The sequence below is a fragment of the Empedobacter sp. EJD.6dd genome (genome assembly GCF_057369435.1).
In genome coordinates this window covers 3,258,545-3,284,422 of record NZ_CM170667.1, presented here as the reverse complement: position 1 = coordinate 3,284,422, position 25,878 = coordinate 3,258,545, and the positions used below count along the sequence as shown (strand labels likewise).

The following is a 25,878-nucleotide window of genomic DNA, read 5'->3' as shown; positions in this document are numbered from 1 at the left end:
TCGTACGATTAATCGTGATTACATTATTCTCGATTTTCGTTTTAAAATTAACTTTTTCAAATTTGCATCATGCAAAGCGTCTGTAGAAGTTTTTTCAGCAACTGTATTAAACACTTTGAATCCTAAAAATTTGATATCTTCTAATGTAAAATTCCCTTCACCTCTTATTGTTTTCATCTTCGGAAACATATCTGCTCCCAAATCTCCTTCTAACTGATAATCCATCGAAACTTTTCCGTGCGCTTTTTCTGCTGCACTTGCCAACTCTCTAAAAAGTGTAATTTCATGATAAGCACGCTGAATATCGAAATTATTGGCTTTTATATTAAAATTAAACTTTGCTTTTTTCGCATTTGTTGGTACATAATTTCCATTCATCGAAAACTCTGAACCAATCAAATTAAACTTGGTATTTTGAAGCTCTAAATTTCCTTGTTTCAATCCTAAATCTCCAGTAAAATTTTGAAGTGTAATATCTTTAAACAATACTTCTTTCGCTTGCCCCTTTATTGATAATTCGACATTTTTAGGTAACAATACCACTCCTTCTTCAGCAACTACCGAATTAGAGGAAGTTTCGCCGGAATTAAACGCCATAAAATCATCAATATTAACTCGATTGGTTGTGAAATTAATCGTCCCTTTTAATGTTTCATTCTCTTTTAAGGCATAATTGATATAATTCGAAACGTCTCCATCAAACACAAAAACATTGCGTTTATAACGCGCTTTTACATCTTTAAACGTTAAATGACTTCCCTCAAATCTGAAATCTCCTTGTTTAATCACAATCTTACTTGGAAAGAATTTTGTATTGATTTTGATATTCTCAATTTTCACATAACCTTTATTTTGAAAACTTTCTAAAGGTGCACCATTATTCCCTTTTACACCAAAATTAGTTTCAATTAATCTATCAATATCTAATCCTTCGATTGGAAATAATTTGTACAAATTCGACAAATTCAATTCCCCTTTCGAATGAATACGATAATCTAAATTGTTTAAATTTTTAAGGTTTGCATTCACTTTAAAAGGTTTTCCAGCCAACGTAAACGAAATTGGTAAAACATCTATTGACAAATCACTAAACGAACCTCTACCCGATTTAATATGCGTTTCTACTGTAATATTTTCTAAAGGTAAATTTGGATATTCATTCAATTTTATGAAACCGTTTTTCAATTTTAGAACTGTATTCGAAACAGGAACTTTTTTTCTTTTCGGCTCATATGTTCCGTTTGCTTTCATCTTTACATACAAATCTCCGCGCATTTCAATATTTTGCACAGGATAAATTTTGTAAATATCTTCTAAATGAATTTTCGCAGCAAAATCAGCATTAATCGGGAAATTGTTAAGATTTTTCAACTCAAGACGTCCAATTATAAAATTATCCAAAGCTTTCGCATCAATTTGATGAACCAAAACAGAAGTGTTTTTGTAGTTTCCATCTGTATTTTTCATCGTCATATTCAAATTGATATGCTCCAATGCCGCAGGCATTTCATTCATTTTGAAATAACCATTTTCTAAATTTGCTTTTAGATAAAATGTCGGAATTTTTTGTTGTGATTTCTTTACATTCTGAACGATTGAACCTTTCCAATTTCCTTCTAAATTTAGAATACCTTTTGCATCAAATTGACTAAAACCTGTAGCGTTTTTCAAAGCCTCTAAATCAACATTTGATTCTATAACACCTTCAGAAAACATTGTTTTTCCAGACCAATATGTAAAGTTAGTTTTCGTTGTTCCATCTAACAATTTAAAATCAAGATTTTCTACTTTTACACGCATTTTTTCTGGATCTAACGCTTGTAAATCTATTGTAGAAATAAGATTTATGTTTTGTATTGGGGATGATGATTTCTTATAATTTAGTGATCCATCAGCTATTTTTGCTTCAATATGAATATCAGGATTTTGATTTGTGGTTGCATTCATAATTCCTTTCATCGTGAAAAAAATCGTCTAAGAACCTTTCATTTCCACATCTTTTGCCCACTTTTGATACGCTTCAGGAATAATTGCTGGAATATATTTTAAATCGTTTTTTTCGGAAGAAATCGTCAAATCATAAACTTGTGATTCATTTGGCATCAACAAAGAACCTTTTAAAGAAAATGGAAATTGACCTAACTCTAAATTATTCTCTGTGAAATAAAATGCTAAATTTTCTAAATCTATTCTCGAATTTATTTTTCCTTTTAACGGTAAATTTTTGACATATTTTTGTTCATCAAAACTAAAATTAACAGTTTTAATTTCTGTATCAGCATTAAGCGTTAATTGATTTTTCGTTAAATCTATTAATCCATCGTAGTCAAATTTATCCAGCTTCAAATATGTTTTTGATGATTTATCGTCATATAAAAAGTTAGAATTAGTAATTTTAAAGTTATTTAATGCTAATCCTACCCCCGATTTTTCTTCTTTTTCTACTTCATCAGACGGAACAGTGATATCAAAATTATTTCGCCCTAAACTATCTATTTTTAGATTGATGTTTGCATCCGTAATAAACAATTCGTTGAAGATAATTTTATCTTCAAATAACGTTTTAACATCTACACCAAGCGCTATTTCTTTTGCTGAGATTAAGTTTTCTGTTTGATAAGGGATCGAACCTTTGATTGACGAATTTGCAAGTGTTACGGTAAGTTTTGGAAAATGATTAAAAAAAGATATATCTAAATCCTTAAAATCAACTTCTGTCTTGATGTAATTCTTAGCGACTTCTTTTATACCCTCGTTAATTTGTTCCTTAAAAAAATAAGGTGAAACATATAATACCAATGCAATTCCTCCCAAAGAAATTCCAGTAATCTTCATCACTTTCGTTACTTTCGTAAGAATCGTTTTCTTCTTTTTCATAATTACTACAATCGGTTGAGCAAAGTAACTGAGAATATGAATGAATAGAAAGCAATAAAACTTCTATTTACCGCGATATTTATCATATTTACCTCAATTATTATGCATAAAAAAAAGCCAAACATTTCTGTTTGGCTTCTTGTGACCTGGCTGGGGCTCGAACCCAGGACCCCAACATTAAAAGTGTTGTGCTCTACCAACTGAGCTACCAGGTCTCCATTTTGGAGTGTTATCGTTTTTATACTTCTCAATAACGTGAAGTTTGTGACCTGGCTGGGGCTCGAACCCAGGACCCCAACATTAAAAGTGTTGTGCTCTACCAACTGAGCTACCAGGTCTCCGTTTTGGAGTGTTATCGTTTTATACTTCTCAATAACGTGAAGTTTGTGACCTGGCTGGGGCTCGAACCCAGGACCCCAACATTAAAAGTGTTGTGCTCTACCAACTGAGCTACCAGGTCTCCGTTTTGGAGTGTTATTGTTTTTATACTTCTCAATAACGTGAAGTTTGTGACCTGGCTGGGGCTCGAACCCAGGACCCCAACATTAAAAGTGTTGTGCTCTACCAACTGAGCTACCAGGTCTCCGTTTTTTCGGACTGCAAATATACGACTATATCTGAGTTTACAAAACGAAATTTGTTTTTTATTTTTCTTATATTAAAAGAACGTTTTGACTAAGTGACCTGGCTGGGGCTCGAACCCAGGACCCCAACATTAAAAGTGTTGTGCTCTACCAACTGAGCTACCAGGTCGGTTTCTTAAATCGAGTGCAAATATAGGGTGTTTAATACTAATTTAACAAACGTTTTGTGAAGTTTTTTCCAATTTATTAATTAAACATTTCGGTTTTAAGAACTTAAAAATTGATAATATTTTCGTTTTTTTTGAAAAGTAATATTTCAGGAACAAAAAACTGAAAAAATAAGTGACAGAAACATCATTTTATGTAATTGATAAATGATTTATATACTATATTTGTCAACCAACAAATCAAGATCTATGTTAACCGAATTGTATTCGGAAAAGCAATTAAAGATTGAAATTTTAGAATGAAAAAAAATATTATCTATATTATTATTGCTTTGTTTTCGGTAGTATCATGTAAAAAATCTGACAATCCAGAGGCAGATGTACCCGATTCTGAGTATGCGAATAATTGTAATCAAGAAACAAAAGATGCACATTTAGCTAACTTTTCTTTAAAGGAATTAAAAACTTTGATAAAAGAACAGCCACAATCTATTCATCAAAAATTAAATGATCGTTGTTTTAAGGTTTCGAAACTTGGTAAAAATTTATACATCCAAAATGTAGATCGTGTAGATTCTTTGAAAATTAAAAATAATAATCAAGGAACAATGTTTTTGAATAAGATTACTGCTATGCAAATTTCGCAGGAGATTGTTTATAAGTTAACGTATTCTTTTCCTATTAAATTTCTGAATCAATATAGAGCTGAAATCAAAAAAGATGCTCCAAAATCTAAATATCATCATTCTAATTCAATTGTAACGAACGAAGATTACAAAGTAACGTATAATGTAGAGCGTTATGATGCAAGAAGGTTAGAGAATAGCTATTCTTATCAAATTGATTCGTTTGATGGTTATGCAAGATTAACGATCTTTTATTCTGAAGATTTACCTGTAGATTAAATAAATTACAAAACAAATGATAGTCTCATTAGTTGGTTATATGGGTAGTGGAAAATCGACTACCGGAAAGGATTTAGCCAAAGCACTTGGATTTGAATTCATCGATTTGGATGATTTTATCGAACAAAAATATCAAACCAAAATTACTTCTATTTTTGAAAAAGAAGGCGAATTAGGTTTTCGTAAAAAGGAACGTGAAGCGTTAAAAGAAGTTCTAACAACAACCAATATTGTACTCTCTTTGGGCGGAGGAACTCCAGTTTATTATGACAATATGGACGAAGTTGTTAAAAACTCTGTTTCAATTTTTATGCGTGTTCAACTCCCTCAATTAGTTAAACGACTTGAAAACAAAAAAGAAACTCGTCCGTTAATAGCCCATTTATCTAATGAAGAAATGACAGAGTTTATTGCCAAACATTTGTTTGAGCGTAATCAATTTTACGAAAAAGCAAAATACACAATCAGTATTTCGAATCAAAGTACTTTAGAAATTTTAGACGAAATAATGAATCATCTTAAAAAGGAGAAAATTTGGAATTAATCCAAATCTTCTCCTTTTATAATGATTTCTTCTGCACCTTCATCTAAATAATCGTCCAAATCGCGACGATCCTTTTTCGTAGGCCTACCTTCTCCTCTTTCGCGGTAATAATCTTGAGAAAGCTTACGAAGCTCTAATACCTCATATTCCTCTTTTGGAGTAGTATCAACAATATGTAAAGTCAACAACTTGGCTCCAATTCTATTTTTCGGTATTTGTAATACTTTAAACGACAAATTAATCTGATCTTTTCGCACCTCGATTATATCACTCGGAATAATTTCTCGAGATGCTTTTGCTACAATTCCATTCACTTTTATACGATTCTTTTTAACTGCATCTGCAGCTAATGATCTCGTTTTATAATACCTAACACTCCAAAGAAATTTATCTAATCTCATTTAAAACTTAATATTTACTAGGATAAATTAATATTTTTTCTAAATTCGCAATATAAATCGAAATAACATGATAAAGAAATTCTTCGTTACTTTAATTGCATGTTCTGCTGTTTTAGTAGGATGTAATAATGATGATGATAACGGTGTAGATAAAGAAACAAAAATTCCAGTTGAAGAACGTAATGCGTTAGATGACGAAGCAATTCAACAATATATGGAAGACTTTTATTTTAATCCAAAAAATGGAGTTCTTACAAAGTTTGATACCATAAAAGGAAATGAAGATGATGCTTATCCAACTTTAAAAAGTTCGGCTAAACAAGATAATTTAGGAATTTGGTATGCAGAAAATCCTAATCATAAAGGAACTGGACAAACTATAGTATCTAATGATAGTTCCTCTATTTATCTTAGTTCAGTTTCAACCTATTTTGTTGCTACAAATAGTAAAGATTACAAAAGAAAATATGGTTCTTTAAATCAATTTTATTATTCAAGTATCAATACAGGTGATGGTTCTGCTGTAAAAGATCCTACATTTTATTACTTTATTCCTACAGATACTGAAGTAAAAAACGGAGTAAAAAGAGAGCATTTAGAATTAAAAAACTTTATTGAAGGGTTAAAGCATTTCAAAACTACAGAACGTTCTGCGAATGATTTATATAATTTTCAAGGAGTTATTATCTTACCTTCTCGTTTAGCTTATGCAAGAAATAAATACTATGTTTCTGGTACAGGATTATCTGATACATATTATTTTAGAGATGCAACTATTGTATTCAATTTTGAATTACCTAAAATTGAAAAAAGAACAAAATAATAATTTCAAATACAAGATATTCTTTTAAAAACCATCTTCATTGATGGTTTTTTTTTATCTTTAATTTTCAAAAATATTAGAATTTAAACCTAAAAAATGAGTATTATAAAATCTATTATAGATAACGATTTCTATAAATTCACCATGCAATTTGGCGTTACAAAACTATATCCAGATGTTATGGCGCGCTATAAATTTATCAATCGAGGACAACATGAATTTCCACAAGGTTTTGCAGAGGAACTACAAAACGAAATCAACGCAATGGCTTCACTTTCCTTAACAAAAGATGAAAAAGATTTCTTCTCTACAAATTGTCCCTATCTTAGTCCTGCTTATTTAGATTTTTTACAAGGTTATCGTTACGATCCTTCTGAAGTAAAGATTTCTCAAAACGGATCTGATGTAGAAGTTCATGTTGAGGGATATTGGTACCGTACAATTTTATGGGAAGTTCCTATTCTTTGCTTAATTAGTGAGATTTTTTACAAATTGACAAATGCTCAACGAATTTCAAATGAAGAAATTACCAAACGTACAAGTGATAAAGTCGATTTATATAATCGACTTGGTGTAACGGTTGCAGAATTTGGTACACGTCGCAGACATAGCTACGAAGTTCATGATACGGTAATGAAAGAACTAACAAACCATAAGGGAAAAAGTTTTGTAGGGACATCAAACGTACATTTCGCACATAAATATGGTGTAAAACCAATCGGAACACATGCACACGAATGGTTTATGTTTCATGGTGCTCGTTATGGTTTCAAAATCGCTAATTCCATTAGTTTAGACCGCTGGGTTAAAGTCTACTATGGCGATTTAGGTATTGCTTTAACAGATACGTACACTTCTGATGTTTTCTTTGGACAATTTGATAAAAAATTATCAAAATTATTTGATGGTGTTCGTCACGATTCTGGAGATCCAATAGAATTTGGAGAAAAAACAATTGCACATTATAAAAAAATGGGCATCAATCCTTTGTTCAAAACTATTATTTTCTCAGATGGATTAAACTCAGAAAAAGTAGAAATGATAACAAATGCATTTAAAGGGCGAATTGGTTTATCTTTCGGAATTGGAACAGATTTAACAAATGATACCAATCTTCGACCTATGAATATAGTAATGAAATTAACTGAAATCTCTTCAATAGATATTAAATGGACAGGAGTTGTTAAACTTTCAGACGAAAAAAACAAACACACTGGAACTCCAAGAATGATTGCACTTGCAAAAGAAATGCTCGATTTAGAAGACATACCTTCTCATGATGCACCTAATAATGATTAACAGGAAAAGGAATATAAAAAAAGCAATCCAATTGGATTGCTTTTAAAATTTATTTCAATTTTATTAATTTACTTTACTAAGTGTACGAACTCTAATTTCTTGTAAAACATCTTCAACTGACATACCAACATATGCACCTTCTTCTACGATAGGATATAATTGATCATAAGACATAATACGTGTATTATCAATACGTAAATTAACGTGAGAACGATTAAAATCTCTGTGTGATTTAACTCCCGTAGCAGAAATTAATTCAGATAAAATATGCATTGTTTTTTTGTGGAAGTTATACATACGTGTTGCTTTATCTTCAACATCTAGACCTTTCATTAACTCACGATCCTGAGTTGCAACTCCAACCGGACATGTATTTGTGTTACATTGTAATGCTTGGATACATCCAACAGCCATCATCATAGCACGAGCAGAATAAACTAAATCAGCACCAATAGCCATTGCACGAGCAATGTGGAAAGAAGAAATAATTTTTCCTGAAGCTACAACACGAATGTCTTTTTTTAGACCATAACCACGTAATGTATCAACTGCAAAAGCTAAACCATCTAATAAAGGCATACCTAAAGAGTTTGAGAATTCAACAGGAGCAGCTCCGGTTCCACCTTCACCACCGTCAATCGCAATATAATCTGGTTTGATACCTGTTTTGATCATAGCTTCACAAATCTCGATAAACTCACGTTTAATTCCAATACACAATTTAAAACCAACTGGTTTTCCTCCAGATAATTCTCTTAATTGTTTAATGAAATGTAACATTCCTTCAGCATCAGAAAAAGCTGAGTGAGAAGGAGGTGAATCAACAGTTGTATATGGCTCTACAGCTCGAATTGCCGCAATTTCTGGTGTATTTTTATTTGCTGGTAAAATTCCTCCATGTCCTGGTTTTGCACCTTGAGAAATTTTTAATTCAATCATTTTTACATTTGGTAAACTTGCACGCTCTACATATTTATCAGGATCAAATCCTCCGTCTTTTGCGCGACATCCAAAATATCCAGTACCAATTTGCCAAATTAAATCTCCACCTGGTTGTAAGTGATAAGGAGAAATACCTCCTTCACCAGTATTGTGTGCAAAGTTTCCTAATTTAGCTCCTTTGTTCATCGCTAATACAGCATTTTCACTTAAAGAACCGAAAGACATGGCAGAAATGTTTAATAAACTTGCTAAATAAGGTTGTTTACATTCGCTTCCTCCAACTTTTACACGAGGATCATCAGCATGTTTGATTTTTCCTGCATACATCGAATGGTTTAACCATTCATATCCTGGTTCGTAAACATCTAATTGTGTTCCGAAAGGTACAGTATCAATTACATTTTTTGCACGACGGTAAACCATACTACGCATCAAACGGTCAATCGGTTTTCCTTCTGTATCTGTTTCAACAAAATATTGCATGATTTCTGGACGAATACTTTCTAGTAAATAACGTCCGTGTCCTACAATAGGAAAGTTTCTTCTGATAGCGTGTTTTGTTTGCGTGATATCCGCAATTCCTAAAGCAATTAAAGGAAGAATAATTATTAAAGACCATAAAATACCTGGCCAAAAATAAGAGATTACTCCAATTGCAACGAGAGTAATGATAGATCCTACTACGAAAAGTTGTCTTACTTTCATAAGTAAAAATTTAAATGATTTTGATTAAAAATTTGGTGTCAAATATATCTAAAAAAACTCGGTTTAGTCGCTTTAATTCTGAAATTATTTCTTTTAATAGATTGATTTCAAACGTTAGAGAAAACCAATTATTTCAAATAAGTTAACAATTATCTAATGTCGTGAAATAAAATGAAATATTATTCAGATTTTTTTAAAAGATGTTCAAACTTTTCACAAAAAGTTAAAGGAATCATTCTTTGTAAACTCTCGTTAAATCTAACAATTTGATTGGTCCCATCGAAAAATTTTTAACTCTTTTATTCAAAAACAACGTCGTCTGATCATAGAATAATGGAATAATAGGCGCATTTTGCATCATTAACGCATCCATTTTTTGATAAATTTTGGCGCGTTCTTCTGGATTATTTATTAAAAAAGCTTGTTCATATAATTTATCGAATACTACATTTTTGTAATGTGAATAATTTGGACCTTCTGGCGCAAAGTTTTTCGAATAATACAACGACAAAAAGTTTTCTGCATCTGGATAATCTGCTCCCCAATTTGCGCGGAAAAGTGTAAATTTACCAGTAGCCTTACCATCTCGCATTGTTGGTCCTGGTACAACATTCACTTTTATAGGTAAACCAAGTTTAGCCATTTCAGCAGCAATATATTCACAAACATCCACATATTCTTGCACTGTTGTCAACTCAATTGGCGTTATTTTACCTTTTGATTTTCTATAGGTATCGATTAATTCACGTGCTTTTTCAAGATTGTAAACATAACCACTTTCTGCAGAATAACCTGGTAAACCTTTCGGAATAAAACCTCCATCTGCAGAAAAAGCCTGTCCTTTCATCATGTATTTGATAATTTTGTTTTTATCAACTCCATAATTTAATGCTTGTCTCAACTTCAAATCAACTGCATTGGGCGCATCAAGGTAAAAACACAAATAAACCGTACTTAAATAAGGAACTTTCTGAATTGTTAAAACATTCGAATATTTTGAATTCAAATCTCCAATAGGATTTAGAATTTCATCTTTATAAGATGGATCCAAATCTGCCATCATATCTAAATTGCCTTTAATTAATTCTAAAAATTCTGAATTTTTCTCTGGTAAAAAAGATAAATTTACCGCTTCTAAATATGGTAAACGTTGTCCTTTTTCATCAAATTCAAAATACTTTGGATTTTTTCTGAAAACCATTTTTACATTGTCTTCCCAAATTTTAAATTGAAAAGGACCAGTTCCGATAGGATGTTTCAAAAAATCTTCATTTCCATTCTTGAACAATTCTTTTGGAACTACCGAAGCATATTTCATCGAAATTAGACCTAGAAAAGCAGGGTAAGCTTCTTTCAATTTAATCTCGAAAACTGTATCATTAATTGCTTTATACGAATCAATATTATTCATAATCCAACCACCAGAACCACCAGCTTTCGGATCTTTTAATCGATTAAAACTATATTCAAAATCTGAAGCGGTTACAATTCGTGTCGAATCTTTACCTAAAGCTTCGTGTTTGTGGAAATAAACATCTTTTCTTAAGTTGAAAGAATAGGTTTTTCCATCTTCAGAAATTGTCCAAGATTTTGCAATATCTGGCTGAATTTCTAATTGATTATCAATCTTTACTAAACTATTGTACATTAAGTTACACGCCCAGTTATTAGCTTGTGTTCGCGCATTGATAGGATCTAAAGAAGAAATATTATCGTAACGATTTAATTTAAATACTTTGCTTTCATCAATTTCAATTTTCTTAGAGCACGAAAATACTGAAACGAATAACATAATGTAGATAAAGTATTTAGTCATTTTGTATAGCTGATTTATTTATGTTTCAAAACTATGGATAATTTCTTAAATTTGCAGCTATGAATAATCAAACTAAAACAGTTGCATTTCATACATTGGGATGTAAACTTAATTTTTCTGAAACTTCGACGATCGCAAGAAACTTGAAAGATAATGGCTATCAGAAAGTTGAGTTTACAGATTCTGCGAATGTGTACGTAATAAATACATGTTCGGTAACCGCAAATGCAGACAAAGAGTGCAGAACGATTGTGAAAAATGCAATGAAAGCAAATCCAGAAGGTTTTGTTGTCGTTGTAGGTTGTTATGCGCAGTTGAAACCGCAAGAAATTGCGGAAATGGAAGGTGTTGATTTGGTTTTAGGAGCTGCAGAAAAATTTAATATTGCTGAATATTTAGACGATATCAATAAAAAAGAAGAAACAATTGTACATTCTTGTGAAATTGAAGAGGCCGATTTTTACGTTGGTTCTTACTCTATCGGTGATCGTACACGTGCCTTTTTGAAAGTGCAAGATGGTTGCGATTATAAATGTACGTATTGTACAATTCCTTTGGCTCGTGGAATTTCGCGTTCGGATACAGTTGAAAATGTCATCAAAAATGCGAATGAGATTGCACAAAAAGGAATCAAAGAAATTGTATTAACGGGTGTAAATATTGGTGATTATGGGAAAGGTGAATTCGGAAATAAAAAACACGAGCATACTTTCTTGGAATTGGTGCAAGAATTGGATCAAGTTGAAGCGATAGAACGAATCAGAATTTCTTCTATTGAACCTAATTTACTGAAAAATGAAACAATTGATTTTGTCTCAAAAAGCAACCGATTTGTTCCTCATTTTCATATACCATTGCAATCTGGTAGCGACCAAATTTTGAAAAAAATGAAACGTCGTTATTTATCGAATCTTTATTTAGATCGTGTAACGAAAATTCGCGAAGTAATGCCGAATGCTTGTATTGGTGTTGATGTAATTGTAGGTTTTCCAGGTGAAACGGAAGAATTGTTTATGGAGACATATAATTTCTTAAACGAATTACCAATTAGTTATTTACATGTTTTTACATATTCGGAACGTGATAATACAGAAGCGATCGAATTTGAAGGTGTTATTGATCAAGGAGAACGTAAACGTCGTAATAAAATGTTACGTATTTTATCAGAGAAAAAGCGTCAGGCTTTTTATCAATCTCAATTAAATTCAACTCAAAAAGTGCTTTGGGAACATGATAATAAAGGAGGAAAAATGTTTGGTTTTACAGAAAATTATGTAAAAGTTCAGACAGATTTTAATCCTGAATTAGTCAACGAGACGCAAATTGTCGATTTAATAAGAATCAATCATAATGGTATCGTTGAAGTGAAAATTCAGGAGTTAGAATTAGCAAAATAAGTATTGTAAATATTAGTTAAAAAGAAGTTCAATTATTTTGAGCTTCTTTTTTTTGATTTACCTTTACATTTAGGAATAATAATTGTAATTTTAAATAAAAAAATTAAGGTCATGAAAATTATACATTTTACTTTTATAATTTTGTTGTCTTTATTTGTAACAAGCTGTGGTACAGTACAGGTGAGTACAGATTATGATAGATCAGCAAATTTCGCAACGTATAAAACTTATTCTTTCCATCAAAAAGGGTTAGATAAGTTGAAAGTGAACGATTTGGATAAGAATAGGTTAATTACAGCAATTGATACGCAAATGACTGCAAAAGGTTTTACTAAAGTTAGCTCTGATACAGATTTAGTGATTAATATATTGACAAGTTCTAAAGAACAGGTTTCTGTAAATAATGGTGGTTGGGGTTATGGACCTTACGGATATTATGGCGGATACTATGGACCATCTAATGTTTCATCTTATCAAGCAGGAACAATTGTAATTGACATTGTTGACGACAAGCGTAATGTATTAGTATGGCAAGGAGTTGGTTCTGATCTAAACTTAAGTAATATTAGCGCAAAAGCAGAAAGAATTCCGAAAGCAATTGAAGAAATTTTAGCTAAATTTCCACCGCAACCAAAACAATAATTTTAATTATTATATCATACAAGCTCTTCAAATGAAGAGCTTTTTTTGTAGAATGAAAATTGTATTAAAAAAATCTTTAATTTTGTTAAAAAATATACAATAACTTATGAAAAATTTAAAAACCAATCTATTAAGTTTATTTTTATTAAGTTTATCTACTATGTCTTTTGCTCAAGTTGAATTTGGAGTAAAAGGTGGTGTAGGACTTAGTAATACAACTATTGTTCATGGAGTTTCTAAAGAAAGAGTTGGATTTTTAGCTGGAGGTGTAGCGAAATATCAATTAACAACACGAAATGAAAACCACTATTTACAAGCAGAAGTTTTATATACTACTCAAGGAGAATATTCATTATATAAAGAAGGTGGCGATAAATATAAAGCGTTCTTGAACTATATCAATATTCCAATTATGTATAAATATTATTTTGATGATCAAGGAAAAGATTTCTTTGTTGAAGGAGGACCACAATTAGGATTTAAAGTTTCTGAGAAATTTGATGAAGATGAACCAGAAAGAACAAATAATGTTCCTAAATCTTTTGATTTAGCTTTTAATATTGGTGGAGGTTATTCTATTGATAGAAAATATGAAATCAATTTACGCTATCAGTATGGATTAATTGACACCTATGACTATACTCGTTGGGACAATGGAACAAATCGCTCTTCATTCTTAACATTAGGACTTACTTATTTCTTTAAATAATTTTAAACCGCTTTATTAAGCGGTTTTTTTATTATCTTGTTTGAAAATTTTATTTAAATGATTTTTAAACAATACATTACTGTAGTATTTGTTTTATTATTTTCATTAATGTATGCTCAGAATATAGTGAAAGGAAGTGTAACTGATGAAAATTTTAAACCAATTGTTCATGCGATAATTTATGTTGATGGCTCTACGTTGAAAACAGAAACTAATCAAAAAGGTGAGTTTGAATTAAATCTTCCAAATGGTCAATACAATTTAATTATTCGAGCTAATTTGTATGAAAATTTTATTTTAGGCGTTACATCTTCAGATAAAAAAATTCATAAAATAATTTTAGATCCTGAACAAATTTCTTTGAAAGAAGCTACAGTAAAAGCAATATCTAAGAAAGATTGGGAATATTATTATAGTGTATTTTTAAAATTATTTTTGGGAACAAACGAAGCTGCAAAAAAGACTAAAATAGAAAATTCGAAAGATCTAAGATTTTCTTATGATAAAAAAAATAAAATTTTGACAGCTTCTTCTCGTAATCCTTTACAGTTAACAAATAATTATTTAGGTTATAAAATAGAATATGATTTAATTGATTTTAATGTTGATTTTAAATCAAATTATGCGCTAACTCTTGGAACAGCATTGTTTAGTGATTTAAATGATGATAATTCTGTATCTAAAAAATGGAAAGAAAATCGTAAAAAATCATATTTAGGAAGTGTAAATCATTTTATAAAAGCGGTTTATGATAATAAAATAGTTGAAGAAGGATATGATGTAAAAAGAATAATTAGACAAGAAAATCCTGCATATCAAAAATACAAAGATGAAATGTTATTGGGAGCAAAAATAACTGCAGGATCAGTCCCTCCAAAAATTATAACTTATTTAGTTGACCAAAAAGTTCCGATAGATAGTCTTAGAACAATAACAAATGATGGTAAGTATATTAACTTTAAAGGTTTATATTCTGTTGTTTACACGAAAGAAAAAGAGGAACCTGAATATATAAAACAAATGGGATTACAATATTCTTCATTTCAATCATCTATTTTTTTCTTGAAAGATGATATTCTTAAAATAGAAGAAAATGGAACGTATTATCATCCTGCAAATTTAATTGTAGAAGGTTATTGGAGTTGGGAAAAGATTGCCAATATGGTTCCGATGGATTATAAAGTAGAATAAAAAAAAATCGCTCAATGAGCGACTTTTTTGTTATTTAGATGGTATTACTTTTTGATAAACTTAATTGATTCGTTAGTAGAATCTGTATTAATTTTAATCATATAAACTCCTTTATTTAAGAAATTTAAATCAATTTTATTAGTTGTAACTTTAGTTGATTTCCAAACTTGTTGACCTACTAAATTATAAATTTCTATTGTATTAATTTTCTCTTTTGAGTTTATTGTCATTTCATCAACGACAGGATTTGGCGAAATCGTTGTGATATTTTTCTCTATAACGTTTTCTGTTACAGTTAAATTATCTTTCAATTTTATGACAAAACCTTTCAAATCCATTTCATCCCAATTAATTCCAATTCCTCCTATATATTGTCCATTAGGAGAAATTCCTGTTGGTAATACAAAAGTGAAGCTTTTGTCATCAAATCCAGCTTCTTTTACATAGTCTTCAATTTTAACCATACCTTTATCTTTAAACCAGATAAAACCTTCTCCGTCCGTATTTGTTGCATACCATAATCTTGAATATCCAACAGCAACATTACCATCATCTGAAACCGCAATTATAGATGATACATATTCTGGATCTGGATGTTCTACCATTGTATAAACACCTGTTGTAACATTATAGATATATCCTTCTGGATCATTAAATCCAACAATTATATTACCATCAGCAGAAACAGACAATGCTTCCCCTACTTCATTTCCTTGTAAATCTTTTATATGAGTTTGTACTCCATTTTTCCAATACACACCTTTACGAAAACCATTTTCACCATCTTGCCAACCAACAACCATTGTTCCGTCGTTGTTAACAGAATTAGCTCTTGCGCTTTTACCTGAGAAAGTTGACGGCAATTGTTTTATTCCATCTTTTCTATTCCAAACAATAGGTAATGCTTGTGAAGCTGTTAAAAATTTTAATCCAACTAAAGTTTCACCATTACTTGACATACCCCATGCAGAGGTATCCTTCCCTCCTATAAATTCCCATTTATTGTTAGAAATATTATAAAGCGCCAATTCATCATTTCCTGTATCAGGATTTGTCATAGTTCCCGACACCAAAGTCCCATCAGCAGAAATAGTTGTATTACCTGAAATATAATCATCACTTCCAGATAATTCTCCAATTACAGAAGGACCATCTTCTTTTGTCCATTTAAAATGTAAAACACCAGCAGCATTCCCAACAGCTACACCATTATTTGAGATATCAGTAACTTGGGCCCATGTCCCTACATCATAAACCTGAGCATTTGATTCTGAAAGCATTAAAAGTGATAATGCAGTAAAGTAAATTTGTTTCATAATTGTAAAGTGTTAATTCATTACTTTAAAATTATACATTATATCAATACATATTAAAAGGTAAAAAAATATCAAAATAAATTCTTAAAAACACAAACATAAACAACTTAAATTCATATAATTAAACTCCATTTAAACACTGTTTAATAAACTGAATTTCCTTGAATCAATTGTAAATAAAAAAGCAATCCAATTGGATTGCTTTTTTTATATAGAAAATTTTCGAATAAAATCTGAAGGGCGAAAACCTGTATGCTCTAAAAAAGCATCTGAAAATGTTTTTCTTGAATTAAATCCTGTTTCTTCAGCTAATGCATCAATCGTATATTTGTGTAAAGTAGGCTCATTTACCAATCGTTGCATGATATAATCTATTCTCAAATGATTAATATATTGATTGAAATTCTTTTGCCTTGAACGATTTATATAATTTGAAACAATAGAACGATTTGTGTCCAATTCTTTTGCTAAATCAATCAGCGAAATTTTTGAATTTAGATATAATTTTCTTTCTTCGAAAGATTTCAAATTTGCTTCTAAAGTTGAATCAAATTCGATATTTTTTTTATTCTTTTGAGGTAATGAAGTTAATGGAGAAACACTTTTTCTTGACTTCAATTCATCAATATAATTCAATAGTTTTGATTGATTACTTCTATGGTTTTGATTGATTTTATACACTGAAAACCCTCCAAAACATACTATCAAAACAAAACCAGTAAAAGCAGAATAAGTAATCGTTTTATTCTTTTCAGTTAATTGATTTCGTTCAGATTTCAATACAACATTTTCATATTTAACAACATTTGGTTTTAAAACAATTTTATCATTCGTATAAAACAAACTATCAAAAGATAACATATTATTTATTGCATTTAGTTGCTCTTTTTTACTTCCAAATTCTTCATAATATTCAAGTACTCGCTCATAAGAAAGTCGCAAATCGTCTTTAACAATTTTATACTTTTTTGACATTTCTACGACATTTTCAAAATAAACTATCGCTTCTTTTTTCTTTCGTTGTTGATACAAAATTTCACCTAAATATTGTTCGGTTACAATATACCAATCCACGTCATTTTGACGAATAAATGTTTGTTGAGAATGTTTTAAAGTGATAAAAGCATTCGAATAATCTTTTTTATAAAAATCAATTATACCTTTATTTTTTAGTGCATATTGATAATTTACAGTATCAATTGTTTCTTTAAGTTCTAAATCATTATAGAATTTACTTTTCTCTATTTGGTTTGTTTTACTATTTAAGTAGGATAATTTTCCTAAAATAAATAGATATTTCTTGAATGCTTTTGGATCAGATTTATGAGATTCAAAATAGGTCAACGATTTGTTGTATAAACCTATTGATTCGTTGATTTGATTAAAACTTTCTTTTGCTTCTGCAATACCCAAAAACGAAGAGAATAAATTGAATTCATCTTTTAATTTTGTTGAAAGTTGATTTGAAATCATAAAGTTTTTTAGCGCATTATTATAATTACGTTGCTGCAAAAAATAATTTCCTTTCTCTAAATAAGCTTCACTCAACAATGATTCATCCCCCAAACGATAAGCAGTAGCAATAGTTGAATCTAAAACACGAAGATTTTCTTCTATTAATTCGTTATTCTTTTGTTTTAGGAATTCAGCTTTTTCGTGTTGACTTTTGGCTTCAACAAGAATTGAAACGAAAAAAATGAGAATCATTAAGATAGATTTAATAAAACTATTTTCTCGAATTCTAAAACCTATTTTATTGATATTGTTTATTTTATAAATCATGGTAACCAATTATCATTTCACACCTATTAAACAAAAACTCATTAACATTTATACTTAAACTTGTGATAATAAATCATTTATTCAAAGTAAAACAATTCTTAACACATATTTATTATGAAGTTTTTAAATTTTTTTTTCTTTTTGCTACATCTCAGTTTATTTGCGCAAGAAACTTATACAATACATGGAAAAATAATTAATCAAGATAATCAACCAATTACACATGCAGAAATAATTTTGCAAGATGAAAATCAGAATACGATTTATTCTACCGAAACAAATGAATCACTTTTCGAATTCAAAAATGTCAAACCTGGTCAGTATTCTATTTCAATCATTACATCGAGTATTGTTCAAAATGAACCGATTTTTGAATTAAATGAAGACAGAAATTTTATTATACAGCTTCATGATAATATAGAAATAAATGAAGTTATCATCAACGCTAAAAAACAAAATTTCAAAGTAGAAAATGGTAATTTAATTATAGATATTGCAAATTCAGATTTTAATAAAACAACTAATGCAACAGAACTTTTATCTAAAATACCTTCTGTTATTTTGGGACCTGACAAAGAATCCTTATCTATTATTGGAAAAGGAAATCCCTTGTTGTATTTAGATAATCAACAAGTAGATTTTACCACAATTAGTAGTTTAGCTGTAGAGGATATTAAAACAATAGAAATTATCAGAAACCCTTCTGCTAAATATGAATCGAATGGTAAAGTTGTTGTTAAAATATCGCTTAAAAAAAGTAAAAAAGAAGGTTTAAAATTCACTTTTCAAGAAACTTTATCATTTAAAAGAAAACTAAATAATTATTTGAATAGTACGTTACAATTTCGAAAAAATAAAAGTGAATTTAAACTAAATGCCTCATATAATCAACTTAATCCTTGGGAAGGAAATGGTTTTGATTATAACGTAAAAAATAAAAACATAACTTCAGATTATTTTATCAAATCTCAAACAAAACGTCCTCACTTTATTATAAATTCAAGTTTTTATCAAGAATTGAATGAGATTGGTGATTATCTAACTTTTTCGATTAATTCTAATTTCAGAAAAGATAAAGGACTCATTGATACACAAACAAATTACAGCGAAAATGATCTAAAACAATCTATTTTAACATTAAATCACAATGAAAATCATCGAAACTCGGTGAACTCGATCATAAATTACTATAAAGTATTAAAACCAATTGACGCAACACTTTTTACAGGTTTACAATATACAATTTACAACGAAGGAAGATCTTATGATTTTTATAATTCAATCAATCAAAATGGTTTAGAATATAATCAATCTCGTGATCAAAAATATAGAATTAATGCTTTTGCTGCTCGAATTGATTTTGAAAAAAACATTGAAAATAACCAAAAATTTGAACTAGGAGCACGATTAACAAATGCTGATGCTAAGACAAACAACCAAACTGTTTTTGCAAATTCGATGTCAGAAAAATTTCAATATAAATTCAATGAGCTTAATTTGGGAGCTTACATACAATATTCTAAAAAATACCAAAATTGGGACTATAAAGTTGGACTAAGAACCGAATCGACAGACTCGAAAGGAACTAATCTGACAAAAGGATTAATAGATATTGATAAAAAATATATTGATTGGTTTCCTACAAGTGAAATCAATTATAAATTGAATGATCATAATAATTTCACTATATTCTATAAACGTATAATTGATAGACCAAATTATAGTAGTATTTCCTCAGGAAATTTGTACGGAAGTCCATATGTAGAATATGCAGGAAATTTTGATATTTTACCAACCTATACCAATACATTTTCTGTAAATTATTTATATAAAAAATGGGCTGTAATTTTTACGTATTACCAAAGTAAAAATCCAATGAATTATACGTTGATATATGATGATTTTAGAAATATCTCAACCTTTACAACTGTTAATTTCGAAAAAGAGAAAAATATATCAATTGGTTTAGATGTTCCGTTCGAATACAAATTTTGGTCAACACAAATTAGTTTATCATTAATTTACAATGAAATAAATGATAAAAAGGCTATTTTAAGAAAATCTATACCTTATTTATATTTATACGCTAATCATACTTTTCAACTGGGAAATGATTTCAAATTTTTATTGGATGGTTATTGGTTAACGAAGAGAATAGAAGGAATTTATGAACGAAATGCTTTTACTATCGTTAATCTAGGGTTAACAAAATCGTACAAAAACTTTGATTTTACTATACGTTTCAATGATGTTTTTAAACAAATGAAATTTCGCGAAACATTAAATTATGAGAAAATTGATTCGAAAAATCTTTTTATCGTCGATAATCAAGAATTTTCAATTGCTGTAAAATATAATTTTGGTCGTTTAAATAAATCGATTTACAAAGAGAATAAAGTGAATGAAGATGACACGCGAATTCGATAAACAGTAAAAAAATGACTAGTCCTAAAATAACTTTTAAATTTAATTATTACCCAGAACATTTTAACAAATTAAACAGGCAACTATTTTACAATAATTAAACTACATCTGTATTTTATAAAATTAAAATCCTGAAGAATAATGACAAACTATAACAATTGTTGTTAAATTAAAATAACACCACTTTGCTTCTACTTTTGTTCGTGTTTTGTTCGACAATTGTTCGAGAAAAGGTGCAGTTTTAGTGAGGTTTGTCGAACAATCCTCGAACGATGGTCGAACAAAGTCAAAATTGACTAAAAACTCACTTCTTCTCTAACTATTATAAACAGTAGCTTAGAAAGGAATTTATTTTTGCGCAAAAGTATAATTGTGTAAAAAAGATATGGACAGAACTGGACAAATGTGGACAAACGTGGACAAATTCGGACACAAAAAACAACAACAAAATACTTAACCAACTCATTGTTAGTGTTTTAAATATTAAATCTAAAATACTTGAAACCGGCGCAAATAAAAAACGATTTTAAGCATTTTATGTAAGAGAAAAATTAAGCAAAGTGATCGTATATTCTCTTAAAATAATCATTAAATAAAACACTTACTTCTCAAGAAATATTTGATAAATTTGACTGGTTTTAATAATTAAAACATTTGTATTTAACTTTAAAAATGAATGTTTAAAACTATACCAACAGTATTTATGCTATTTAAATTAAACACCTTGTTTTGAATAATATATACTGCTTATATTCTATAAAAAGAACTTTGTTATATATAATCAAACAACATTACTAAAACATGATAAAAATTATATATTTTACATAATTGTATATGAGTAAATTAGTTATCTTCGCGCTCTAATTTTTATATAGAAAAATGAAACAATTTTTACCAACCTTTTTTTTACATTTTTTCTCTTTGAGTGCATTGGCTCAAGTTGGAATTGGAACGGATAAACCAAAAGCGACATTAGATGTGGCACTTCATCCCAATTACATAAATGGAGAAAGTGCTGGAATTGCATTTCCTATGATGACTGCAGATCAAATTGAAGCGATGAAAACGTCTGATTTAAAAGCAGGAACACTTCTTTATTCAACAACTGTTTCTACTGCAAGTACTCCCGATGTAAATGATATGGGATATTGGTATTGGACTGGTGATAACATAAAAAAATGGGAACCTTTAAACTTAGGTCACAAAACGGTTGTGTCTTATTTTTATGCGCCCTCTATTGCATTACCAACAGATTTTGCCGGAGTTTCGACTAATTCTGCGGATGCAATTTGGTACGAGTCGTCTACACAAACATTTCGTGCAAGATTGTTCGAAATCTACAAACAACAGTTTGATTTAGCTGGTGATATTACTGGAAATACAAGAACTGCGCTAAAGAATCCTTCTGCTAATAAATTGCCACGTGTGACAGCAAAAGAATTGGATTATTTTGTGACATATTTTGATAATAAAGTCTTTGATCCATTAACAATTTCTTTGGATGACAATGGTATACTTTCTTACAAAATTGTTGCAAACCCCATGATTTCTGAAGATACTTTTATGAATATTATTTTCAAAGTGAAATAATACATTTCTTAGATTTTTATGAAAAAAATAGCAAGCTTTTTAGCGCTTCTGCTTATGAGTTTCTCATGGGCAGCAGAATACTATTGGGTTGGTGGTTCTGGAAATTGGACAGATATTAGCCATTGGCGAACGACATCTGGAGGTTCATTAACTCCTTCTGTAATTCCTGGACCTATTGATAATGTTTATTTTGATGTAAATTCTGGTTTTACAACAGCCAGTAAAACTGTAACATTAGACAACACAGCAAACGTTCATAATATTACTTTTAAGGGAAGTTTAGTCGTTCCAACGTTTAAAGAAAATACATCTCAAATCCTCAATATACATGGTTCTAGTGAATGGCAGACTGGAATGGGAATCATAGATATTAAGACGATCAATTATATAGATACAAAAGAAGCTAAAACTATAAAAAGTAACGGTGTACAAACGGGTTCAAATAATGCGACTGTTAATTTTAATGAGACTAATAAAATTGACTTATTAGATGATTTTCAAGTTTATTTCTTATATCATAATGCAGGAGTATGGAATACGAATGGACATAATGTTACCATCACTTATAGTTTTAGTGTTGGTCAAGGGACATTACCGAGAACAATTAATTTGGGAAGTTCTCATATTTATATGAAGCTAAATTATGGAAGCTTTAATACAAATTCAGCTAATGTTACAATAAATGCAGGTACTTCAAATATTCATTTCCCTAATTTTAATAGGGATTATAATTATAGTACTGCATATGGTTTGATAACTTATGTTAATCAGACTTTTTATGACGTATCTTTTGAAGGAACTGGAGGTGTCATTAATTCGAATGGAGGTAATACAACTTTCAATAAAGTTACATTCTTGGGTGATGGTCGAATTACAGGAACAACTACAATTAAAAACTTAGTTTTCTCACCGTCTAAAACCTATGTTTTAGATGCAGGGAAAACACAGACGATTTTAGAATCTTTTACTGCAAACACTCCTGTTTGTGGAGGTTGGACTACTATTACTTCTTCTTCTACAGGAAGTAAAGCAACAATAAATGCCAGTTCAGCAACCCTTATTAATGTTTCGGGAGCTATAATGAAAGATATGAATGCAAGTGGAACTGCAAACTTTACAGCGGTTAATTCGATAGATAATGGGAACAATAGTGGCTGGATATTTCCAGCATCTACCAGCTTAGATTTATTTTGGGTTGGAGGTTCTGGTAATTGGAATGATAAAGCTCATTGGTCAAAAACCTCTGGAGATGCAGGAGGCTATTGTGTTCCTGGACCAAACGATAATACATTTTTTGATGCTGGTTCTGGTTTTACCTCCACTAATAAAACTGTAACAATAGATAATACATCATATACTAAAGATATTACTTTTTCAGGAAGTCCTGTCGCACCTATATTAAACGAAAATGGAAATCAAGAGTTTAATATCTATGGTTCTAGTGAGTGGCAAACAGGAATGGGAATTATTACGATTAGAAATCTGTATTATAGAAATACTGGCTTACCAAAAAAAATAAAGAGTAATGGGGTTAAAACAGGATTTGATAAATTGATTTTAGAAGAAGAATTAAGTATAGATTTACTTGATAATTTTTCAACAACTTATATAGATCATAAAGCTGGAAGTTTTAATACGAATAATAACAATGTCACAATAACTTATGGATACGATGCTACTATAGGGAGTAAAAAAAGAGCACTTAATTTAGGTAGCTCTCATATTTATATGACACTTATTAACGCAAAATTTAATGCAGCCTCGCCTTATCTTACTGTAAATGCTGGTACTTCTCATATTCATTTCACCGAGTTTTTAAATGGCTACAATAGTGGAGATTACGGTTTAAAAGGTTATGATAGACAAGTATATTATGACGTGTCATTTGAAAAAACAGGAGGAATAATAAATAACTCTTTAAATTATTCAGTCACTTTTAACAAAGTTACTTTTTTAGGAGATGGAAGAATAGCTGGTTCTAATAAATTTAAACAATTAATATTTTCTCCTACAAAAACCTATCAGTTTCAAGAAGGGGCTACGCAGACTATTTATGATCTGTTTTCAGCACATACAGCTCAATGCGGGGGATGGTCAACAATTAATTCTACAACAGCTGGTAAAAAGGCATATATAGTTGCTTCATCTAACACAACAATAGACCTATCAGGAGTTGTTATGCAAAATATTGATGCTGCTGGTGGGGCTAATTTTATAGCAAATAATTCGATAGATAATGGGAATAATATGGGTTGGCAATTTCCAGCTTCTATTGGACAAGATTTATTTTGGGTAGGTGCATCAGGAAATTGGAATGATAGATTGCATTGGTCAAAAACTTCTGGAGGATCTGGTGGCTATTGCGTTCCAGGTCCAAACGATAATACTTTTTTTGATGCTGGTTCAGCTTTTCTAAACAATAATAAAACAGTTACTGTAGATAATATGTCTTATACCAAAGATATTACTTTTTCGGGTAGTACTGTAGCTCCTACATTTACTCAAAATGGTAATCAAACATTCAATATTTACGGATCAAGTGAATGGCAAACTGGAATGCCTAATGTTAATATTTTCAATATCTATTATCGACATACAGGAAAAAACAAAACGATAAAAAGTAATGGTGTTACATTTAGTGCAAATAATAATTATAATGTTTTTTTAGAGGAAGAAACTTCAATTACGTTATTAGACAATTTTAGCACTTATAATCTTACTTTATCTGCAGGATCATGGAATACAGGTAATCATGATGTATACATAATGAATATCTTCGATGCTTCTAATGATGATAAAACCAAAACATTAAACCTTGGAAGTTCTAACATTTATTTATCATCTATATCAGCCATTTTTAAAACAAATTCTTTATTAACAATTGTAAATGCTGGTACCTCTCACATTCATTTTACTAAGTTTACTAAAGATTATAATAATAATCCATATGGGTTTTATGCTAATAATGAGCAAACTTATCATGACTTAAGCTTTGAAAATACTGGAGGATATATGTATAATAATGGTAACGCGACTTTTAATAAAGTTGAATTAAAAGGAGATGCTCTCATAAAAGGAAATAACACGTTTAAAGATCTTATTTTCACAGCAGGAAAAACGTATACATTTCAAGATAATTCAATGCAAACTATTGAGAATTGGACATTAGGAGGAAATCCATGTAATGTTACCTTTGTAAAAAGTGAAACAAATGCAATAAAATCAAATGTAAAAATAACAGGAGATAACACAAGTTTCAATTTTGGCAATCTTAGAGATATTAATGCTTTAGGAAAAACCTTGCATTTTGGTGAACAAAGTACCATTGCAAATCAGAATAATAATAACATTAACTATGATACTTACAATCCAGGTGCGTTTGAAGGTTTAGGTCCTGACTGGTTAAAACATCGAGTTATTGCAAATGATCCTTCTACATACATTATTTCTACATCAAAATTTTATGGTAATGCAAATACAACGTATAAATGGTATAAAATAGATGGAACTTCTACTGGTAATCAAACTGTAATTAGTACTGATAATTATCTTGATTTACGAAAAACAGGTTTCGGAACATTTAAAGTTGATGTTCAATATTCAGATGGATGTAAATCTGAGGACGATATTTATATTTCAAGTTATTTGAAAAAAATATTGGTTAATCCGAATACACGATTCAAAGTAAAATAAAAAATCAACTAATAGCCTTTTGAAATCAGCTTCAAAAGGCTATTTTATTTCCTACAAATGAACATCATATA

The 25,878-nt window shown here is 29.8% G+C and carries 18 protein-coding genes and 5 tRNA genes; 11 read left to right on the top strand and 12 right to left on the bottom strand.

Annotation, left to right across the window (positions count from 1 at the left end; translation table 11 throughout):
- Positions 1 to 18 precede the first annotated feature (18 nt).
- The 7 genes from AC2I98_RS15345 to AC2I98_RS15315 all read right to left on the bottom strand — a co-directional run bounded on the left by AC2I98_RS15345 (position 19) and on the right by AC2I98_RS15315 (position 3,630).
- Positions 19 to 1,959, bottom strand: a complete 1,941-nt coding sequence (locus tag AC2I98_RS15345; protein WP_486412506.1) for an AsmA family protein — start codon at positions 1,957 to 1,959, stop codon at positions 19 to 21.
- Between the two features lie 15 nt (positions 1,960 to 1,974).
- Positions 1,975 to 2,877 carry an AsmA family protein gene (locus tag AC2I98_RS15340; protein ID WP_486412505.1) on the bottom strand — a complete coding sequence of 301 codons (903 nt, stop codon included), beginning with the start codon at positions 2,875 to 2,877 and terminating at the stop codon, positions 1,975 to 1,977.
- A gap of 142 nt (positions 2,878 to 3,019) precedes the next feature.
- Positions 3,020 to 3,092: transfer RNA gene (locus tag AC2I98_RS15335), tRNA-Lys, on the bottom strand.
- A gap of 50 nt (positions 3,093 to 3,142) precedes the next feature.
- Positions 3,143 to 3,215 (bottom strand) — tRNA-Lys (locus AC2I98_RS15330).
- 49 nt (positions 3,216 to 3,264) lie between these two features.
- Positions 3,265 to 3,337: transfer RNA gene (locus AC2I98_RS15325), tRNA-Lys, on the bottom strand.
- Between the two features lie 50 nt (positions 3,338 to 3,387).
- Positions 3,388 to 3,460, bottom strand: a tRNA-Lys gene (locus AC2I98_RS15320).
- A 97-nt stretch (positions 3,461 to 3,557) separates the two neighbouring features.
- Positions 3,558 to 3,630, bottom strand: a tRNA-Lys gene (locus tag AC2I98_RS15315).
- Positions 3,631 to 3,927: 297 nt separating this feature from the next.
- Here AC2I98_RS15315 and AC2I98_RS15310 point away from each other — a divergent pair.
- The gene (locus AC2I98_RS15310; protein WP_486412504.1) at positions 3,928 to 4,533 is read left to right on the top strand and encodes a hypothetical protein; all 606 of its coding nucleotides are present in this window, start codon (positions 3,928 to 3,930) and stop codon (positions 4,531 to 4,533) included.
- Between the two features lie 16 nt (positions 4,534 to 4,549).
- A complete protein-coding gene (locus tag AC2I98_RS15305; RefSeq protein WP_486412503.1) occupies positions 4,550 to 5,077 on the top strand; it encodes a shikimate kinase in 528 nt (175 codons plus the stop codon).
- Here AC2I98_RS15305 and AC2I98_RS15300 read toward each other — a convergent pair.
- Positions 5,074 to 5,478, bottom strand: a complete 405-nt coding sequence (locus AC2I98_RS15300) for an RNA-binding S4 domain-containing protein (protein WP_486412502.1) — start codon at positions 5,476 to 5,478, stop codon at positions 5,074 to 5,076. The genes AC2I98_RS15305 and AC2I98_RS15300 overlap by 4 nt on opposite strands.
- 67 nt (positions 5,479 to 5,545) lie before the next feature.
- Between AC2I98_RS15300 and AC2I98_RS15295 the strand changes: the two genes are divergently transcribed.
- Together AC2I98_RS15295 and pncB are read left to right on the top strand one after the other, a co-directional pair.
- Positions 5,546 to 6,301, top strand: coding sequence for a hypothetical protein (locus AC2I98_RS15295; protein WP_486412501.1), 756 nt, complete (start codon positions 5,546 to 5,548; stop codon positions 6,299 to 6,301).
- A 96-nt stretch (positions 6,302 to 6,397) separates the two neighbouring features.
- Complete coding sequence (pncB, locus tag AC2I98_RS15290; protein ID WP_486412500.1) at positions 6,398 to 7,600, top strand: nicotinate phosphoribosyltransferase; 1,203 nt, start codon at positions 6,398 to 6,400, stop codon at positions 7,598 to 7,600.
- Positions 7,601 to 7,663: 63 nt separating this feature from the next.
- Here the strand turns inward: pncB and AC2I98_RS15285 are convergent, their stop codons facing one another.
- Both AC2I98_RS15285 and AC2I98_RS15280 read right to left on the bottom strand, forming a co-directional pair.
- Complete coding sequence (locus tag AC2I98_RS15285; RefSeq protein ID WP_486412499.1) at positions 7,664 to 9,247, bottom strand: FMN-binding glutamate synthase family protein; 1,584 nt, start codon at positions 9,245 to 9,247, stop codon at positions 7,664 to 7,666.
- Between the two features lie 232 nt (positions 9,248 to 9,479).
- On the bottom strand, positions 9,480 to 11,063 hold the full coding sequence (locus AC2I98_RS15280) for an ABC transporter substrate-binding protein (protein WP_486412498.1): 1,584 nt from the start codon (positions 11,061 to 11,063) through the stop codon (positions 9,480 to 9,482).
- A gap of 59 nt (positions 11,064 to 11,122) precedes the next feature.
- On the opposite strand from AC2I98_RS15280, the gene mtaB reads away from it, so the two are divergent.
- From mtaB to AC2I98_RS15260, 4 genes are all read left to right on the top strand, one after another.
- The gene (gene mtaB / locus AC2I98_RS15275) at positions 11,123 to 12,460 is read left to right on the top strand and encodes a tRNA (N(6)-L-threonylcarbamoyladenosine(37)-C(2))-methylthiotransferase MtaB (RefSeq protein ID WP_486412497.1); all 1,338 of its coding nucleotides are present in this window, start codon (positions 11,123 to 11,125) and stop codon (positions 12,458 to 12,460) included.
- 111 nt (positions 12,461 to 12,571) lie between these two features.
- The gene (locus AC2I98_RS15270) at positions 12,572 to 13,102 is read left to right on the top strand and encodes a DUF4136 domain-containing protein (RefSeq protein WP_486412496.1); all 531 of its coding nucleotides are present in this window, start codon (positions 12,572 to 12,574) and stop codon (positions 13,100 to 13,102) included.
- Between the two features lie 106 nt (positions 13,103 to 13,208).
- Positions 13,209 to 13,811, top strand: a complete 603-nt coding sequence (locus tag AC2I98_RS15265) for a porin family protein (RefSeq protein ID WP_486412495.1) — start codon at positions 13,209 to 13,211, stop codon at positions 13,809 to 13,811.
- Between the two features lie 57 nt (positions 13,812 to 13,868).
- Positions 13,869 to 15,002 (top strand): carboxypeptidase-like regulatory domain-containing protein, encoded by a 1,134-nt coding sequence (locus AC2I98_RS15260; RefSeq protein ID WP_486412494.1) that lies wholly within the window; start codon positions 13,869 to 13,871, stop codon positions 15,000 to 15,002.
- A 44-nt stretch (positions 15,003 to 15,046) separates the two neighbouring features.
- Here the strand turns inward: AC2I98_RS15260 and AC2I98_RS15255 are convergent, their stop codons facing one another.
- The gene (locus AC2I98_RS15255; protein WP_486412493.1) at positions 15,047 to 16,318 is read right to left on the bottom strand and encodes a T9SS type A sorting domain-containing protein; all 1,272 of its coding nucleotides are present in this window, start codon (positions 16,316 to 16,318) and stop codon (positions 15,047 to 15,049) included.
- A 207-nt stretch (positions 16,319 to 16,525) separates the two neighbouring features.
- Positions 16,526 to 18,025, bottom strand: coding sequence for a helix-turn-helix domain-containing protein (locus AC2I98_RS15250; RefSeq protein ID WP_486412492.1), 1,500 nt, complete (start codon positions 18,023 to 18,025; stop codon positions 16,526 to 16,528).
- 189 nt (positions 18,026 to 18,214) lie between these two features.
- Between AC2I98_RS15250 and AC2I98_RS15245 the strand changes: the two genes are divergently transcribed.
- From AC2I98_RS15245 to AC2I98_RS15235, 3 genes are all read left to right on the top strand, one after another.
- The gene (locus AC2I98_RS15245; protein WP_486412491.1) at positions 18,215 to 20,527 is read left to right on the top strand and encodes an outer membrane beta-barrel protein; all 2,313 of its coding nucleotides are present in this window, start codon (positions 18,215 to 18,217) and stop codon (positions 20,525 to 20,527) included.
- A gap of 876 nt (positions 20,528 to 21,403) precedes the next feature.
- Positions 21,404 to 22,114 carry a hypothetical protein gene (locus AC2I98_RS15240; protein ID WP_486412490.1) on the top strand — a complete coding sequence of 237 codons (711 nt, stop codon included), beginning with the start codon at positions 21,404 to 21,406 and terminating at the stop codon, positions 22,112 to 22,114.
- Positions 22,115 to 22,132: 18 nt separating this feature from the next.
- A complete protein-coding gene (locus AC2I98_RS15235) occupies positions 22,133 to 25,807 on the top strand; it encodes an autotransporter outer membrane beta-barrel domain-containing protein (protein ID WP_486412489.1) in 3,675 nt (1,224 codons plus the stop codon).
- Positions 25,808 to 25,878 lie beyond the last annotated feature (71 nt).

Excerpts from the sequence above, each read along its gene's own strand:
- AC2I98_RS15345 (WP_486412506.1), bottom strand. The coding sequence starts at position 1,959 with ATGAAAGGAATTATGAATGCAACCACAAATCAAAATCCTGATATTCAT.
- AC2I98_RS15340 (WP_486412505.1), bottom strand. The coding sequence starts at position 2,877 with ATGAAAAAGAAGAAAACGATTCTTACGAAAGTAACGAAAGTGATGAAG.
- AC2I98_RS15310 (WP_486412504.1), top strand. The coding sequence starts at position 3,928 with ATGAAAAAAAATATTATCTATATTATTATTGCTTTGTTTTCGGTAGTA.
- AC2I98_RS15305 (WP_486412503.1), top strand. The coding sequence starts at position 4,550 with ATGATAGTCTCATTAGTTGGTTATATGGGTAGTGGAAAATCGACTACC.
- AC2I98_RS15300 (WP_486412502.1), bottom strand. The coding sequence starts at position 5,478 with ATGAGATTAGATAAATTTCTTTGGAGTGTTAGGTATTATAAAACGAGA.
- AC2I98_RS15295 (WP_486412501.1), top strand. The coding sequence starts at position 5,546 with ATGATAAAGAAATTCTTCGTTACTTTAATTGCATGTTCTGCTGTTTTA.
- pncB (WP_486412500.1), top strand. The coding sequence starts at position 6,398 with ATGAGTATTATAAAATCTATTATAGATAACGATTTCTATAAATTCACC.
- AC2I98_RS15285 (WP_486412499.1), bottom strand. The coding sequence starts at position 9,247 with ATGAAAGTAAGACAACTTTTCGTAGTAGGATCTATCATTACTCTCGTT.
- AC2I98_RS15280 (WP_486412498.1), bottom strand. The coding sequence starts at position 11,063 with ATGACTAAATACTTTATCTACATTATGTTATTCGTTTCAGTATTTTCG.
- mtaB (WP_486412497.1), top strand. The coding sequence starts at position 11,123 with ATGAATAATCAAACTAAAACAGTTGCATTTCATACATTGGGATGTAAA.
- AC2I98_RS15270 (WP_486412496.1), top strand. The coding sequence starts at position 12,572 with ATGAAAATTATACATTTTACTTTTATAATTTTGTTGTCTTTATTTGTA.
- AC2I98_RS15265 (WP_486412495.1), top strand. The coding sequence starts at position 13,209 with ATGAAAAATTTAAAAACCAATCTATTAAGTTTATTTTTATTAAGTTTA.
- AC2I98_RS15260 (WP_486412494.1), top strand. The coding sequence starts at position 13,869 with ATGATTTTTAAACAATACATTACTGTAGTATTTGTTTTATTATTTTCA.
- AC2I98_RS15255 (WP_486412493.1), bottom strand. The coding sequence starts at position 16,318 with ATGAAACAAATTTACTTTACTGCATTATCACTTTTAATGCTTTCAGAA.
- AC2I98_RS15250 (WP_486412492.1), bottom strand. The coding sequence starts at position 18,025 with ATGATTCTCATTTTTTTCGTTTCAATTCTTGTTGAAGCCAAAAGTCAA.
- AC2I98_RS15245 (WP_486412491.1), top strand. The coding sequence starts at position 18,215 with ATGAAGTTTTTAAATTTTTTTTTCTTTTTGCTACATCTCAGTTTATTT.
- AC2I98_RS15240 (WP_486412490.1), top strand. The coding sequence starts at position 21,404 with ATGAAACAATTTTTACCAACCTTTTTTTTACATTTTTTCTCTTTGAGT.
- AC2I98_RS15235 (WP_486412489.1), top strand. The coding sequence starts at position 22,133 with ATGAAAAAAATAGCAAGCTTTTTAGCGCTTCTGCTTATGAGTTTCTCA.